Origin of the sequence: Collinsella acetigenes, from assembly GCF_012844445.1 — a bacterium.
Classification (GTDB): domain Bacteria; phylum Actinomycetota; class Coriobacteriia; order Coriobacteriales; family Coriobacteriaceae; genus Collinsella; species Collinsella acetigenes.
In genome coordinates this window covers 368,518-384,446 of sequence record NZ_JABBCP010000001.1, presented here as the reverse complement: position 1 = coordinate 384,446, position 15,929 = coordinate 368,518, and the positions used below count along the sequence as shown (strand labels likewise).

The following is a 15,929-nucleotide window of genomic DNA, read 5'->3' as shown; positions in this document are numbered from 1 at the left end:
TATCGTCTGTCGCTAAACCCGTCGCCCACGTCAAGGAGTTCTCCAGCCAAAAAAGGAGTTGCTCGCCCGTCTCGTGGATATCGCACGTCAGCTTCAGGCTAAAAAGGCCACGCACCAGAACATCAACGCCTGACTCTACCGTGGCCTCGCCGCCCTCGAGGGCGATGGCGACGCTGCAATGAGTATGCTCGCCGAGGCAAACACCATGGAAGCCACAGCCACCCTGGTATAAAATAGCGCCAAAAAACCGGCCGCTTGCTCTTGGCATATACGCAGCAGCTCTCTTGGATGCATCTTGGACTGCCCTCCATTTCTTGAACTCGGGAAATGGAGGGTTTTTTCATGCGTGGCAACCTTAATGCAAACACAATATCGAGACGAGAAGGCCGGCGGTCGAGTCCTTCCGAGACGACCCTGCGCCACACGTGCAGCGCTTTGTTGACGCTTATGCAGAAATAATTGAAGAAACACAAGCCTAAACCACAAGCCAAAGACGGACATGGCCGCGTAGAGCACGCATGGTGCACATGGAGTCCTCTGCCTCATGATGGCAAACAATCTCTTTAGGGAGTTTCGTCGCGCCTCAATGAGAGCCTTTGTTACGAAAAGCTCTTTCTTGTCCAAGCTGTCTATTCCTATGCTACTGTTAGCCTAATTGAACTCAGCCTAGGCTAACTCTGCCCATATTGATTGCTCCGTTAGCCTGCGTGCAACGATTGGAGCGTCCCATGAAGGGCAACACCCCCTATCTCGTGGTAAATGGCCTCAAGAAGCACTACGGCAATGGCGAAGCCCGTGTCCAGGTGCTCGATGGCATTACCGCCACCGTGAACCGCGGCGAAATCTGCGTCATGCTCGGCCCCTCAGGCTCGGGCAAGTCGACCTTCTTGAACCTTATCGGCGGACTCGAAGACGCCGACGGAGGCTCCATCTCGGTTGGCGACTGCGACCTCACCTCGCTTTCGAACAAGACCCTCGGCGAGTACCGCCGCCGCGAACTCGGCTTCGTCTTCCAGTTCTATAATCTCGTGCCCGACCTCACCATCAAGGAAAATATTGAGGTCACCGCGCATCTCTCCATAAACCCTCTCCCCATGGAAGAGCTCTTACGTTCTCTGGGCCTCTGGGAACACCGCAATAAATTCCCGCGGCAGGTCTCCGGTGGCCAGCAGCAACGCTGCGCCATCGGTCGCGCCCTCGTCAAGAACCCAGGCCTGATTCTCTGCGATGAGCCTACAGGCGCCCTCGACTACAAGACCTCTAAAGAAGTGCTCGAGCTCATGGAGCGCGTGAACCAAAAGTATGGCTGCACCCTTGTGATTGTGACGCACAACGCTGCCATCGCCCGCATGGCCGATCGCGTGCTGCGCCTGCGCGACGGGCATCTAGCAGAAGACGAGGTCAATAACTCTCCCGTATCCGCCGCCGAGCTCGATTGGTAGGCGCCCCATGACTCCTCTTGCCAGGCGGCTCCCCCGCGAGCTGCGCCACAATATCGGTAAATATCTGGGTATCTTCCTGCTCATGTGCGGGAGCATCGCCCTCACATCGGGCTTCTTGCTCGCCGCTCACTCCATCGGCTGCATCATCGACGGCATGCGCGACGAGTACACCATAGAAGATGGACGCGTAGCGACATCCTTCGAGGCAACCGACGAACAGCTCAAAGCAGCCGAGGATGCTGCCAAAGATGCTGGCGGCGTTACTTTCTATAAGAACTTCTCCATCGACGCTATCATCAAAAAGTCTGCCAGCGACGACGGCACCAAGCGCACGCTACGCACCTATACGCACCGCACCAAAGTCGATATCGCGTCCTACTGTGAGGGCACGGAGCCCCATGCGAACAACGAGGTGGCCATCGATCGCGTCTTTGCTACGAACAACAATCTGGCCATAGGCGACACCGTCGAGCTTGAGGGCCGCACCTACACCATCTGCGGCATCATGACTCAGCCCGATAGTCAGGCTCTCTTCCTCAATAACTCCGATTTTACAATCAACACCATCACCTATGGCGTGGCGGAAGTCACAGATGAGGGCTTTGCCGCACTCGAAAACGCCGGCGGCGCACCCGTCTACACTTACTCCTTCACCTTCGACAACCGTGGCCTCTCCGTCGCAGACCGCACCGACGCCGAAAAAGATATGGTCGAGGCGCTCGAGAATGCTGACGCACGCGTGGACGACCTTATTGACGCCGACTCAAACCAGGGTATCGGCTACGCCCGCGATGATGTAGACGGAGACTCCATGATGTGGACGACGCTGCTCGACATCATCATCGTGATCATGGCGTTCGTCTTTGTGGTCCTTACCGATGCCACCATTGAGGAAGAGAGCGCCATCATCGGCACGCTGCTCGCCAGCGGCTATCGCCGTCGCGAGATCGTGCTGCACTACCTCGCGCTTCCCGCCATCGTGGGCGTGCTCGCCGCGCTTCTGGGCTGCGCGCTCGGCGTGACCTTCTTTACCGAGCCCATGCGCAATCTCTATTACGGTTCGTATAGCCTTCCTCCCTTCCAGGTGTACTGGAGCTGGGAGATCTTCGTGAAGTGCGCCGTGGTTCCCGCCGCCGCGCTCATCCTCATTACCCTCGTAGGCTTGCTGCGCAAGATTGGCAAAACGCCGTTGCAATTCCTGCGCCACGAGGCGAGCGGCAAATCGGGCACCAAGCGTGGTCTGCGCCTGCCCGAGCGCATGGGCTTTGTCTCCCGCTTCCGCCTGCGCGTCTTCCTGCGCAACCTGGGCAATTTTGCCACGCTTTTCGTAGGCATAGCGTTCGCATCGCTGCTTTTGCTCTTTGGCTTGGCGATCCTCCCTACGATGACGCACTATGCCGACAACCTCGAGACGAGCCTCGTCGCCGAGCACCAATACACGCTCAAGGCCCCGCTTGAGCTTGAGGGGAGCGACCAGGAACGTGAACAGTGGACGGCCCTTGAACGCCTGCAATCCGTCGACGGTGCACTTCTTTCTGCGGCGCAGGAATCCCAAGATGAGCTTGACGACGACGCCGATGCCGCACAGGAAGCCGCCGCTGCTGCAACCGCTTCTCCGTCCGCCGCAAACCTAACCGCAGCACAAGATGCGCTCGCAAAGGTCCAAAACAAGAAAGACGCGCTCTACGCGAGCCTCGACGATCTTGCCGATGCCCTGGGTTGCAGTCGCGACGAGGCAATTGACCTCATCGACAAGGCGTCCGAAATCGATACCGATACCGACGACATTCATCCCGTCAACACGGTCGACAATGGCGCAAGCAAGATTGCACAGGCCGAAAAATATGCCGTATACCAGCTGCAATACGACCGCGGCGAGGGAAATGGAACAGAGACCATAGCCATCTGGGGCGTCTCGACCGATTCTCGCTACTGGAAAGACCTGGGCGTTGGCGATGGCCGCGTTGTCTTCGGACGCGGACTTGTCGATAAGTTCGGTTGGGACGAAGATCAACAGGTTAAGCTTTACGACAAGTACGAGGATAAGGATTATTCCCTCAAATACGTGGGCAACGGCTCTGAATGGGGCTCCAAGTCGGACATGAATATCTACCTGAGCATCAACGACTTCAACAAGCTCTTTGGCAACGACACCTCGTATTTCAACGGCTACGTAAGCGATGAGGCACTCAACCTCGACTCTCGCTACTTTGCCGGCGATACCACGCCCGACGACATGCGCGCAGTAGGCGACCAGTTTATCGGCATGATGAGCAATTTGATCGGCATGATGGTCGGCCTTGCTGTGTTCATCTTCCTGCTGTTTATGTACTTGTTGACCAAAGCCGTTATCGACCGCAGCGCCCGTTCCATCAGTTACATGAAAGTCTTTGGCTACCGCGATAACGAAATTTCGCATCTCTATATCCGCTCGATTACGCTATGCGTGGCGGCATCGCTCGTGCTAAGTCTGCCTGTGATCATCGGCTCGCTCACGGCAATTTTTCGCTCGATGCTACTTTCCTACAACGGCAACATAGAAATCTACGTACCCTGGTGGTCCATGGCGGCCTGTTTAGGCATCGGATTTATGACTTACCTTGCCGTAGCGCTTCTGCACACGCGCTCCATCAAGCACGTCAGCCTCGCAGAGGCCTTAAAGGTACAGGAATAGGAGGAGTCATGGCCAAATCGGCAGAACAACTCAAGCGGCTTTCCATCAAGGAATTTACCGAAGCGGCGCGTATCTATGAATCCGGCCACGCCGGCATCTACGAGATATGCAAAAACGACTACCCGCAAATGCTCGAGGAGCTGCAGCAAGAGTTGTTTCAAGACGTACTCGACGTGGGCTGTGGAACCGGAGCAGTCCTGAAGCTACTCCACAGGGAGTATCCCAACAAGCACCTAACGGGACTCGACCTTACACCCGGGATGATCGATGTTGCCCGTGCCAAGCAGCTCGATAACGTTCATTTCGTCGTTGGAGATGCAGAGGCCCTATCGTTTGAGCCTCAAAGCTTTGATGCGGTGCTTTGCTCCAACAGCTTCCACCATTACCCGCATCCGGAGAGGTTCTTCTCCGAGGCGGCACGCGTCCTGCGCCCCGGAGGACGCTTGATTCTCCGTGACTACACGTCGAACGACTTCGTGGTATGGCTTATGAACAACATCGAGCTTCCCCTGGCCCGCCTCATGGGCCACGGCGACGTCCGGATTTCCAAGGTATCCGAACTTCGTGCGCTCGCCGAGGGAGCCGGGCTCACCCTACTCAAGCTCGAAGCTCAAAAAGGTTTCCGCGCGCATCTCGTAGCGCGTAAGGAATAGCGAGTCAAGCCGAGGCGCGCCGCCACAAACGTGACGGCGCGCACTTTTTACGAAATGTCGATGACCCGCTGTTGTCCAAGTTCACGCAACTACGAGACCGGCGGCAAATAGGCCTTCGCATTGTTAAGGCTGTAGGCGATTGTCGAGCCGTTATGCAATAGCGACGAAACCTGAGGAGTAATGACCCCCGTGATGCCGAGAGCCAAAAGCGCCGAATTGGTAAGCATTACCTTTGAATATGAGCTGGTCAGACGATCGATAAGTCCCTGACTCATCCGACGCAACCGAACAATGGCGGCAAGATCCGTATCGGTCAGGATGATATCGGCGACCTCCTTGGCGATGTCGCTTCCGCCACCCATCGCCAAGCCCACGTCGGCCAAACCGAGCGCCGGCGAATCGTTGACGCCGTCGCCCACCATGGCAACATGGCGCCCCTCGCTCTTAATGCGCTCCACATAGGCGTACTTGTCCTCGGGCAGCAGTTCGGCCTTAAACTCGTCGACACCCGCCTCGCGCGCAATGCGCTCGGCCGTGCGCTCCGAATCGCCCGTGAGCATAACGACATGCTTGACGCCCAGCGCATGCAGGTCGGCGATGGCCTCACGAACCCCGGGCTTGAGCGGATCCTCGATACCGAGCACGCCGACGACCTTGCCATCGACCGCCAGATACAGCGGCGACAGGCCCTGCATCTGGAGCTCGATTTGCTCCTTGATGTCGGACTCGAGCTGCGCACACTCGTCCTCAAATACAAAGTGCGCGGAACCGATGATGGCGCGACGCCCTTCAATGGACGAAGCGATGCCGTGCGCTACGATGTACTCGACGGCGGCATGGCGTTCGCGGTGCTCGAGCCCGCGCTCGCGGGCGGCGTTGACCACGGCACGCGCCACCGGATGCGGGAAATGTTCCTCCAAGCAGGCGGCAAAGCGCAGGACCTCGTCCTCGCTCCAGCCATCGGTGGTGAGCACACAGGCAAGGCGCGGCTGCGCCTCGGTCAGCGTGCCGGTCTTATCAAACACGATGGTGTCGGCCTTGGCAAACGATTCAAAATACTTCGCACCCTTGACCATAACGCCCATCTTGGCGGCATCGCTCATAGCGGTCATGACGGCAACCGAGCCCGTGAGCTTAAGCGCGCACGAATAGTCGACCATCAACGCCGCCGAGGTCTTAATGAGGCTCCGTGTGGTAAGCGCAACAAGGCCCGCAAGCAGGAAGTTCCACGGAACGATCTTGTTGGCGAGGTCCTCCATGTGCGACTGGCCCTCGGACTTAAGCGAGTCGGCCGTCTGCACGAGCGAGACGATCGAGCGCAGCTTGGTCTGGGCCGTGTTGGCGCGCACGCGCACCAAGATGCTGCCGTCTTCCACAACGGTGCCAGCAAACACATCGTCGCCCACGCTGCGCTCGACGGCGAGGGGCTCGCCAGTCAGGGTCGCCTGGTTGACCATGGCGCTCCCCTGCTCGACCACGCCGTCAATGCAGATGGACATGCCGGTGCGCACGGCAACCAGGTCGCCAGGCTCAAGCTCGGTAGCGGCAACGCTTATCTCGGTGTCGCCAACGATCTTTTGGGCCTTATCGGGTACGTCGAGCAGCGAGTTGATGAGCTCGTTTTCGCTCATGGCACGCGTGTAGTCCTCAAGCAGCTCGCCGACGTTGAGCAAAAACATCGTCTGTCCCGCGGTGTTGACGTCACGTTTAACAAACGAGATGCCGATAGCCGACGCGTCAAGCACGGGGACAGTTAGGCGCGGCCGCGCGAGCTCATGAAGCGCAGCGCGCAAAAATGTCATGTACCCGGCCACGATAAAGATAGCGCGTAGCGGCATGGGCAAGAACCAGCGGCGTGCGTAATGCGCGCCGACAAGCGTTGCAAGATCCATGATGAGTTTGTGCTTGCGCGGCTCAAGTTGCATCACATAGCCCGACTTTGCATCGGCTATGGCCTGGGCGTCAATCGCGCCCACTGCTTCGAGGATGCTTGCACGACACGGGTTGTCGAATTCGAGCGCCATTTGGCCGATGCGTCCGTAGACGCGCACCTTGTTTACGCCGTCGATGCCCGCGCTTAGCTTGATAAGCGCATCGAGATCGCTCTCTGGCACAGGACCCGCCAATTGAAGACGGGTCCTGCCGGGGATCTCGCTGATAATCGAGAATTTCATAGTTGTGCCAGCGCGTTTTACTCGGCTGCCTCGTCTGCAGTCGCGCCAGACTCGGTGGCGGTGATATACGCCGCCTCGGCGACCATGTCGTCAACCTCGGCCTTGGCCTGCTCGACCATGTCCTGATAGCCGTTCTTGATACGCATACCGCATGCGATACCCTGTACACATGCGTTCTTCACCGGAGCGCTCGTAAGCAGCTTGAGGCCGGCCGTGCCAAGCAGAAAACCGCCGCCGACGAGCAATGTGTTGAATGCAGACTTCTTCATGGTATCCCTCTCTTCTCCGCGCCGATTCGTGACGCGGCGACACTTCATCCCGGGAAAAGTTTGCCCGGGTGCACATTTGAGGAAGTTTAGTCTTTCGCAGTTTGATAGTCAACAGAGGGTAGCTTACTGGAAATCTTTATCGCATCACAGCTGCCAGGCAGCCGCTTCCTTTTGCAGCGCAACCATGTGGGCGAATTCTCCACCTGCCGCCTTGAGCTGCGCCGGAGTGCCCTGCTCGGCAACCACACCATCCTTGAGCACAACGATTTTGTCGGCATTTTCCACCGTACGCATACGGTGGGCAATAACGATAACCGTCTTGCCTGCGAGCAGGCGGGAGAGCGCCTGCTGCACCACGGTCTCGTTTTCCACATCCAAACTCGCCGTCGCCTCGTCCAGCAACACAATCGGCGCGTCTTTGAGCAACGCACGGGCGATGGAGATGCGCTGGCGCTCGCCGCCGGACAGCTTGGAGCCGTTCTCGCCGATCATGGTGTCATAGCCCTGCGGCATGCGGCTCACAAACTCGTCGCAGTTGGCGGCACGCGCAGCCGCAAGCACTTGCTCATCGGTGGCATCGCGACGACCAAGACGGATGTTTCCCATCACCGTGTCGTCAAAGAGCAGCACGTCTTGGAACACAATGGCGTGGTCGCGCAGCAGCACCTCGGGATCCACGCTCGCAACATCCACGCCGCCCACGGTGACCGTGCCTTCGGTGGCGTCCCAAAAGCGCGCGGCCAGGCGGCTCACCGTGGACTTACCGGAGCCCGAAGGACCGACCAGTGCCGTAACTTCGCCTTCCTTGGCGGTAAAGCTCACATCGGTAAGAACTTTCTCGCCGGCGCGGCCGTCCTCGCCCGCACCATAGCCAAATGCCACGTGATCGAACACCACATCGTGGCCTACGGGCTCAAACTGCTCGCTGCCCCGCGCCACAGGCTCTTCCATGATGGAACGCATGCGCTTGGCAGACGACTCGGCGACAAACAGCTCGGACACGAGCATAAGGGCTTGATCAAACGGCGCGTAGATACGGCTCACCATAAGCAGGAACGCGAACATCACCATGAAATCGACCTGACCGGAGACGACCATCGCGGCGCCCGTGGCCAGCGTGGTGGCAATTCCCAAGCGTAGAATGGAGAAGGCGGAGTTGACCAGAAGCCCGTTGACGAGCTCGCCCTTGGTGGTCTTGCGCTCCTCGGCATCGATCACGACGTTGAGCCCCTCAAGATAATGGGCCTCCTGGTTGGTGGCGCGGATCTCGCGCACGCAGTCGAGCGTCTCTTGAATCGCCTCGGTGACCTTGACCTTCTCGGCGCGCACGCGGTCGAACACCGGGGTCATGGGCCCGCGCGTCAGATACAGCACGGCAAAGGCCACGGGAATGCTCCAAAACGCCGCGACCGCCAGCTGCCAGCAAAAGAACAGCGATGACGCGAACACGATGGCGCTTGCGATGATGGCGCCCCAGAGTTCTCCCAGCACATGGCTGTAGGCATGCTCCATAGTCTGAACGTCACCCATGATGGTCTCGGTTAAATCGGCCAGATCACGACGGCCAAAAAACGACAGCGGCAGTTTGCGCAAGCGCTCGGCGATCTCCATGCGCTGTTTTCCGCACTCCTCGTAAAAGATGCAGTAGGTGTAGTAATACTGCTGCCAGTTAGAGGCAAAGAGCATCACGAAAAAGACCAGGAGGCCGCCCACGATCGGCAGGGCATCCGGCAGGTCGGCCCCGCTGGCGAGATGCTCGACAAAGCCGGCCATAACCAGGAATAGAAAGCCCACGCCGGCCATGGTAATAAGATTGGTGAGCGCGGTCCAGAAGACGCCGCGTTTTACGCCGGCGATGCCTTTATCGGATAGGAAATACTTCTTTTGGAATGAGGCGAACATTTAGGCCTCGCCCCCTTTCGCGACGGCGACATCCGCAGCCGCAGCCGCAGCGGTGATCTTCCAGCTCGCAGCCTGTTCGTATTCGGCCCACATCTTGGCGTACAGACCGTTTTGGGACAGCAGCTCGGCATGGGTGCCAGTCTCCTGCACGCCTCCTTGGTTGAGTACCACGATTTTGTCGGCCCCCACCACGGTCGAAAGCCGATGCGCGATCATAATGACCGTGCGACCCGCCGCCAGCTTGCTAAAGGCACGCTGGATGAGCGCCTCGTTCTCCGGGTCGGCAAACGCGGTGGCCTCGTCGAGCACCACGATAGGCGCGTCCTTAAGGATTGCGCGAGCGAGTGCTACGCGCTGGACCTCGCCGCCCGAAAGGTACGCCCCGCCGGCGCCGAGCATGGTATTGATGCCCTGCGGGAGCTTGGCCACGATATCGTCGCACTGGGCCGCGGAGAGGGCCGCACGCACTTCGTCGTCAGTGGCCGCAGGCTTGGAGGCGCGCACGTTTTCGGCAAGTGTTTGCCGAAACAGCTGGTTGGTCTGAAACACGAAGGCGACTTGGTCCATAAGCTCATGCGGATCCATGTCGCGAACGTCTACGCCGCCCACGAGCACTCGACCCGAGGAAACATCCCAAAAACGCGGGATCAGGCTTGCGCAAGTTGACTTACCGCCACCTGAGGGACCCACCAACGCGAGGGTGCTACCTGCGGAAACGCTAAAACTCGCATGGTTGACGGCAGGCGCCTCGGCGCCCTCGTAGGTAAAGCTCACATCCTCAAAGCGCACATCACTGCCAGCAGGGTGCTTGGGCTGGGCAGGCACGGAGAGCTGCTTGGAATCCATAACGCTTCGGATGCGAGCCAGCGAATCGGCACTCATCTGAGATGCTTCGCCCACAAACATGAGCTTGGTCATGGCCGTCGGCACCACGGCCGAAAAGATCGCGTAAAACGTAAAGTTGACCATAAAGTGCGCGAAGTCCGTCTCGCCCGGCGCCAACAGCAACGCCACGGGCAACAGGAATGCCACAAGACCATTGAGCGCGGTAAGGTTGAGCACCTGCGGACCTCGGCAAAACGTACCCGCATAGTTTTGCGCCATGTCGGCGTATTCGGCGATCGCATCGTGAAACGCCTTAAAGGAGTAGACCGTCTGCTGGAATACCTTGACCACGGGGATGCCGCGTACGTATTCGGTGCCGGTCTTGTTCATCTTGACCAGCGCGCCCATGTAGGCCTTCATAAACTCGCCGCCCTTGCCGCTCATCATGGTGGCCATGGCCCCAAACGAAACGACGACCGAGATTAAGCATGCCGTGCCCAAACGCCAATCGAGGGCGAATAGCAGTACGAGCAGGCCCACGACCATGGCGGTGGCGCCGGCGATATCGGGCAGCATGTGCGCAAGCAGCGTCTCGGTGGAGGCGGCGCATCCGTCTACGATACGGCGCAGCTCACCGGTGGCGTGCGTGTCAAAGTAGCCGAGCGGCAGCTTAAGCAGATGCTCGCTCGTAGTCTTGCGGATATTGGACGCGCAGCGAAACGCGGACAGGTGCGTGCACATGAGTCCCACGAAATAGACCACGATGCTTGCCAGGGCAAAACCGACAGCCCACCAACCATACATCGCGATGTCGGCGGCCTCGCTCCAGTTGGGGGCCACAGCGATCAGGTCTCGCGCAACAAGCCAGATGCACACGTACGGGCCAAAGCTCAACAGCTGCGAGAACGCCGAGAGGGCCATGCCCAAATACGTTAGGAATTTACGGTCACCGGCATATGCAAGTAGCTCGCCGATGCCGCCGCCTTCCTTTTTTGGTCCCTTTGCCATGAGATTCCTTTCTAACGGCTTGAGAGTTAACCTCAATCAACTTATCATTGATATGCTAGCTAGGGCACACAATCGAGCCAGGCGTGGACGTTTCCGCAAAGGAAGGGGACGCTTTTGAAAATGCATCGGGCGGCGACCGACATAACCGAGCTCTATGCACCACAGTTTGAGCAGTTTGGCCTGGAGCTTTCCGGCAAGGGCGCTGTCTTTACCGGCGAGGTGGCAAACGATCGGGCGCACGGCCGCGCATGGATCATGCCTCTCTCCCCCGCCTGCATCGTTATGGAGCATTTTATTACCCCGACGCACGATATGTACCTAGCCGAATACACGCCCGAACCGTACGCGTGCGTGAGCGAGGTCAGCGCGCCCACGCTCATGTGCATGCCCGAAGCCGGCATAACGCCTGCAAACCTTAAACCCTTGCATGGACCGTGGCCGAACAATGCTGTTTGCAGCTTTGTCCAAGATAACTGTGGTGAGGAATTAAGCCCACTGTTTGCAGGGCAACTCTACCACTCACGCTCGGTGCTCTTTTTGCCCGGGTATTTTGACGAGCTGGAACGTCGCTATCCCGCCGAGTTCGCGGAGGTCTTTGACGCGTTTGCCGAGCCGTGGCATGAGGAGGCAGCATCCGCCATCTGTCACACGCTGCGCCGGATTAACGAGGAACGCGCCCGCACCGTAGGCGGACACGTCTATATGCAAGGCATCGTGGAGACCATGGTCGCGGAGCTCGCCTGTTCGCGCGCGGCCCACAAGCAGGCGCGGCAGGCGGCAGACACACGCGTCAGCATAACCATTGCCGAAGAAGCAACGGCAATGATTGAGCGCGCGCTCGACAAAGGCAGACGTGTGGGTATCAACGAGGTGGCCGAGAGGCTCTACACAAGCCGCTCCAAACTATGCGCCACCTTTAAGGCCCAAACCGGCGAGTCCCTGGGTGCCTACATACGAAGGCGCCGTATGGAGCGGGCGCAGGACCTTTTGGCAGATAGCTCGCTTACGATAGCGCAGGTGGCAGAGCGGCTCGACTACCCTCAGCAGGCCGCCTTCGCCCAAGCCTTCAAACAATACACCGGCACCACCCCCACCGCCTGGCGTTCCCAGCACCAGTAAGGAGCCAGCAAAGGGACAGCCCGTTTACCACATCTACAAAAATGAGGGCGCCGTTGGCGCCCTCATTCACCAAATTAAATTCAGCTCGCCTGACCCGAACGGCCGAGTCGTCGCAGAACTCGGGAGCCCCGGCAGGGCGGGTGCTTGCTCAAAATGAGTTCCGCACGCAAAGAAGGCCACTTAATGTGGCCTTCGTCTTGCGCAGGACTGTTTGAAATTTTGAGGAAGCACCCGCCCTGCCGGGGCTCCCGAGTGCCCTCTTACGAGAGCGACGTTCTCAGCAACTCATTGAAGAGTTTCGGGTTACCCTTGCCGCGGCTCGCTTTCATGCACTGGCCTACCAAAAATCCCAGTACCTTCTGGTTGCCGTCGCGATACTGCTGAGCCTGATCCGCACAGTTGGCCAAGACCTCGTCGACAATCGGCTGCAACGCCCCCGTATCGCTCACCTGGCGCATACCGCGCTCGTCCACAATCTTATTGGGGTCGTCGCCAGTCTGAGCCATCAACTCGAAGACCTCATGGGCCTGATTGCTCGAGATGGCGTCACTTGCCAGCAGCTTTGCCAACGCGGCAACCTGAGCGGGCGCAATACCGCTCTCATCAAGTGCGGTACCCGCGCTCTTAAGATAGCCAACAAGCTCGTTGACCAACAAGTTCGCAACTGTTTGGGCTTCTTTACCAGACGTGCCCGCAGCCGCCTTCTCAAAGAAATCGGCATAGGCGGGATCGCCTGCAATCTGCTCGGCATCGGCTGCCTTGATGCCAAAATCGGCCTCAAAACGAGCACGCTTGGCGTCGGGCAACTCGGGGATCTGCTCGCGGCAGTTCTCGATGAAGGTGTCGTCCAGATCAAACGGAGCCAAGTCGGGGTCGGGGAACAGACGATAATCGTCGGCCGTCTCTTTCACGCGCATGACCACCGTGCGCTTGCGACTGGGCTCCCAGTGACGCGTCTCCTGATAGATGATGCCGCCTTCTTCAAGAACCTCGGCCTGACGGCAAATCTCGTAGGCAAGGCCATCATGCAGGCTCTTGAAGGAATTGAGATTCTTGAGCTCAGTCTTGGTACCCAGCTTGGTCTCGCCACGGCGACGAAGACTCACATTGCCATCGCAGCGCATGGAGCCCTTCTCCATGGAGCAATCGGAGATGCCCAGGGTCACAAAGATGCGACGGAGCTTTTCCATAAACAAGCGTGCTTCCTCAGGCGTGCGCAGGTCGGGCTCGGTCACGAGCTCAATGAGTGGCGTGCCGCAGCGGTTGTAATCGACGAGCGACTCGGCGGCAGCGGTAATGCGGCCCTCGGCACCACCCACGTGCACCATCTTGGCAGCGTCTTCTTCCATATGAATGCGAAGGATACGGATGGGCACGGTATAGGAGCCATCGGCACGGCGCTCGGGCATCTGCATGTTGGAGGCATCGTAGCTCGCCAGATGGCCGGCGCGCTGATTGCCCTCACGCATCTGCGAGGTCATGGACGTGGAGAGGCCCTCGGCATTGGCGGAGGCCGAAGCGAGACTCTCGGCCTCGGCGGCACCAAATGCGCAATCGGGGCGCTCGGCAGCACCTTGACCGGTCACATCCAAATCCAGATGACCGTACATGGCAAACGCAACCGGACCCTGCGTGGTCTGGAAGTTCTTGGCCATATCGGGATAGAAGTAGTGCTTGCGATAGAACATCGAATGCTTTTGGATCTCGCAGTTTGTGGCAAGACCAGCCTTGACGATGCTCTCGATAGCACGCTTGTTAGGCACAGGCAGGGCACCGGGCAGACCCAAGCAAACCGGACACACGTTGGCGTTTGGCTCGTCATCGTGGCTCAGCTTGCAGTTGCAAAACATCTTAGTGTCGAGTGCGGTGAGCTCGGTGTGAATCTCGAGACCGATCACGGCCTCCCAATCCTGCAAAACCTCGGAGAGCTCCTTCATTACAGCTCGCCTCCCTTCCCGGCAAAATCAGGCGCAACGGACATGCCTCCGGCAATGCCGCGCTCGAGCGCGCGAGCGAACGTGAGCAGCTGACGGTCCTTGAAAGCGGGGCCCACCAGCTGGGCGGATACAGGCAGATGGGTATCGGCGCCAAGACCCAGCGGAACCGAGATGCCACCGTTACCGCAGATGTTGATCGAAATGGTGTACAGGTCCGAAAGATACATCTGAGTGGGGTCGGAGATCTCGCCAAACTTGAACGCCGTGCGTGGGCTTGCGGGCATGAGGATAGTATCGACCTGCTCGTACGCGCGGTTGTAATCCTGCGTGATGAGGGTGCGCGCCTTCTGGGCTGCGTAATAATACTTGTCATACACGCCCGAGCTCAGCAGGTAAGCGCCGAGCATCTGGCGGCGCTTGGCCTCCGCGCCAAAACCATGGGCACGCGAAAGCGAGCTTTGGTCGGTGAGGTTAGCACAGCCCTCTTCCTGGTAGCCATAGCGAATGCCGTCAAAACGGGCAAGATTGGAGAACGCCTCGGCAGGGCCGATGACGTAGTATGCAGCGATAGCGGCATCGAGATGCGGCAGGTCAACCTCAACCAGCTGGGCACCTTGAGCCTCCAGCTCGTGAGCGGCGCGCTCCACAGCCTGCTTGACCTCGAAGGTCAGGCCTTCTGCCTCCATAAAGGACGGGATAATGCCCACGCGCTTGCCCTCGATACTGTCTTCAAGATGCTCGAGGAAATCGACCGGGCAGTCCTGGCTCGTGCAGTCATACGGGTCGTGACCGGCACCCACCAGAGCGTTCATGGCAAGGGCAACATCCTCGACGGTACGGCCGAAGGGGCCCACCTGGTCAAGCGAGGAGCCAAAAGCCACCACGCCGTAGCGCGAAACGGCACCGTACGTAGGCTTGAGTCCCACGATGCCGCACAAAGACGCCGGCTGGCGAATAGATCCGCCTGTGTCGGAGCCAAGCGAAAGCGCGACCTCGCCCGCGGCGACAGCGGCGGCAGAACCGCCCGAGGAACCACCGGGTACGCGCTCGGTGTCCCAAGGGTTGTTCGTGCGATGAAAGGCAGAACTCTCCGTGGAGGAGCCAAACGCGAACTCATCCATATTGGCCTTGCCCATAGGCAAACAGCCCGCCTGGAGCATGCGCTCGACACAGGTGGCGGTGTAGACGCTCTCGTAGTTCTCGAGCATGCGCGATGCGCAGGTAGTGCGCGTACCCACGAGATTCATGTTGTCTTTGATTGCCAGGGGAACACCTGCAAGCGGGGGCAGGGTCTCACCGGCAGCACGAGCTGCGTCGATGCGAGCAGCAGCATCGAGGGCAAGCTCGGGGGATACCTGCAAAAAGGCTTTGACGGCGCCGTCACGCACCTCAATGGCGTCGAGCGATGCGTGCGCCACCTCGGTAGCGGTAAAGTCACCTGTGGCAATGCCAGAGGCAATCTGGGACGCGGTCAGAGAATCGATATTCAGCGCCATTACTCGCTCTCCCCCTCTCCCAGAATGGACGGAACGCGGAAGTAACGGTCACGCACGCTCCCGGCGTTTTCGAGCGCTACGTCAAGCGGCAGATCGCGCGCGGGCTCGAGCTCGTCGTCTCCCATCACGTTGGACAGACTTCCAATAGGATGGAACGTGGGCTCCACGTCGGGCAGGTCGTATTGAAGAATGGGCTCAAGGATATTCACGGCGTTGTTCATGTACGCAGTCATCTCGGTTAGCTCATTATCGGTTAGCGCAATCTTGGCGTATTCGGCTATTCCCCGAACATCCTTCTCGCTGAGTGCCATAGGCGCTCCTTCCGTGCACAGTTTGACCGCACCATTATAGGCGCAAGCTCTCTGAGCACGAAGGGGGCGCCGGGGGTGCAGCAGAAACGTAACAGACACATTCGCCGTACGATTAACGA

Annotated in this window: 11 protein-coding genes; 4 read left to right on the top strand and 7 right to left on the bottom strand. The window is 59.0% G+C overall.

Features of this window, described 5'->3' with window-relative positions:
• Positions 1-728 precede the first annotated feature (728 nt).
• From HF320_RS01640 to HF320_RS01630, 3 genes are read left to right on the top strand one after another with little or no spacing between them, the layout of a single operon-like run.
• Positions 729-1,442 carry an ABC transporter ATP-binding protein gene (locus HF320_RS01640; RefSeq protein WP_169276778.1) on the top strand — a complete coding sequence of 238 codons (714 nt, stop codon included), beginning with the start codon at positions 729-731 and terminating at the stop codon, positions 1,440-1,442.
• A 7-nt stretch (positions 1,443-1,449) separates the two neighbouring features.
• Complete coding sequence (locus tag HF320_RS01635; RefSeq protein ID WP_169276777.1) at positions 1,450-4,116, top strand: ABC transporter permease; 2,667 nt, start codon at positions 1,450-1,452, stop codon at positions 4,114-4,116.
• An 8-nt stretch (positions 4,117-4,124) separates the two neighbouring features.
• Entirely contained in the window at positions 4,125-4,769 is a 645-nt protein-coding gene (locus tag HF320_RS01630; protein WP_169276776.1) for a class I SAM-dependent methyltransferase, read from the top strand.
• 89 nt (positions 4,770-4,858) lie between these two features.
• Here HF320_RS01630 and HF320_RS01625 read toward each other — a convergent pair whose 3' ends face one another.
• The 4 genes from HF320_RS01625 to HF320_RS01610 form a co-directional block, all read right to left on the bottom strand.
• On the bottom strand, positions 4,859-6,883 hold the full coding sequence (locus HF320_RS01625) for a heavy metal translocating P-type ATPase (protein ID WP_349290685.1): 2,025 nt from the start codon (positions 6,881-6,883) through the stop codon (positions 4,859-4,861).
• A gap of 77 nt (positions 6,884-6,960) precedes the next feature.
• Positions 6,961-7,212 carry a DUF6110 family protein gene (locus HF320_RS01620; protein ID WP_169276774.1) on the bottom strand — a complete coding sequence of 84 codons (252 nt, stop codon included), beginning with the start codon at positions 7,210-7,212 and terminating at the stop codon, positions 6,961-6,963.
• 144 nt (positions 7,213-7,356) lie between these two features.
• A complete protein-coding gene (locus tag HF320_RS01615) occupies positions 7,357-9,114 on the bottom strand; it encodes an ABC transporter ATP-binding protein (RefSeq protein ID WP_169276773.1) in 1,758 nt (585 codons plus the stop codon).
• On the bottom strand, positions 9,115-10,947 hold the full coding sequence (locus HF320_RS01610; protein WP_211158909.1) for an ABC transporter ATP-binding protein: 1,833 nt from the start codon (positions 10,945-10,947) through the stop codon (positions 9,115-9,117). It abuts the gene before it with no gap.
• Positions 10,948-11,067: 120 nt separating this feature from the next.
• Here HF320_RS01610 and HF320_RS01605 point away from each other — a divergent pair, with 120 nt between their 5' ends.
• Positions 11,068-12,066: a helix-turn-helix domain-containing protein gene (locus HF320_RS01605; RefSeq protein WP_248276573.1), complete on the top strand. Its 999-nt coding sequence runs from the start codon at positions 11,068-11,070 to the stop codon at positions 12,064-12,066.
• Positions 12,067-12,326: 260 nt separating this feature from the next.
• Here the strand turns inward: HF320_RS01605 and gatB are convergent, their stop codons facing one another.
• Genes gatB through gatC form a run of 3 tightly spaced genes read right to left on the bottom strand, consistent with a single transcriptional unit; the run spans position 12,327 to position 15,810 of the window.
• On the bottom strand, positions 12,327-14,003 hold the full coding sequence (gene gatB / locus HF320_RS01600; RefSeq protein ID WP_169276771.1) for an Asp-tRNA(Asn)/Glu-tRNA(Gln) amidotransferase subunit GatB: 1,677 nt from the start codon (positions 14,001-14,003) through the stop codon (positions 12,327-12,329).
• Complete coding sequence (gene gatA / locus HF320_RS01595) at positions 14,003-15,499, bottom strand: Asp-tRNA(Asn)/Glu-tRNA(Gln) amidotransferase subunit GatA (protein WP_169276770.1); 1,497 nt, start codon at positions 15,497-15,499, stop codon at positions 14,003-14,005. The genes gatB and gatA overlap by 1 nt, the downstream gene beginning before the upstream one ends.
• Positions 15,499-15,810 (bottom strand): Asp-tRNA(Asn)/Glu-tRNA(Gln) amidotransferase subunit GatC, encoded by a 312-nt coding sequence (gene gatC, locus HF320_RS01590; protein ID WP_169276769.1) that lies wholly within the window; start codon positions 15,808-15,810, stop codon positions 15,499-15,501. The genes gatA and gatC overlap by 1 nt, the downstream gene beginning before the upstream one ends.
• Positions 15,811-15,929 lie beyond the last annotated feature (119 nt).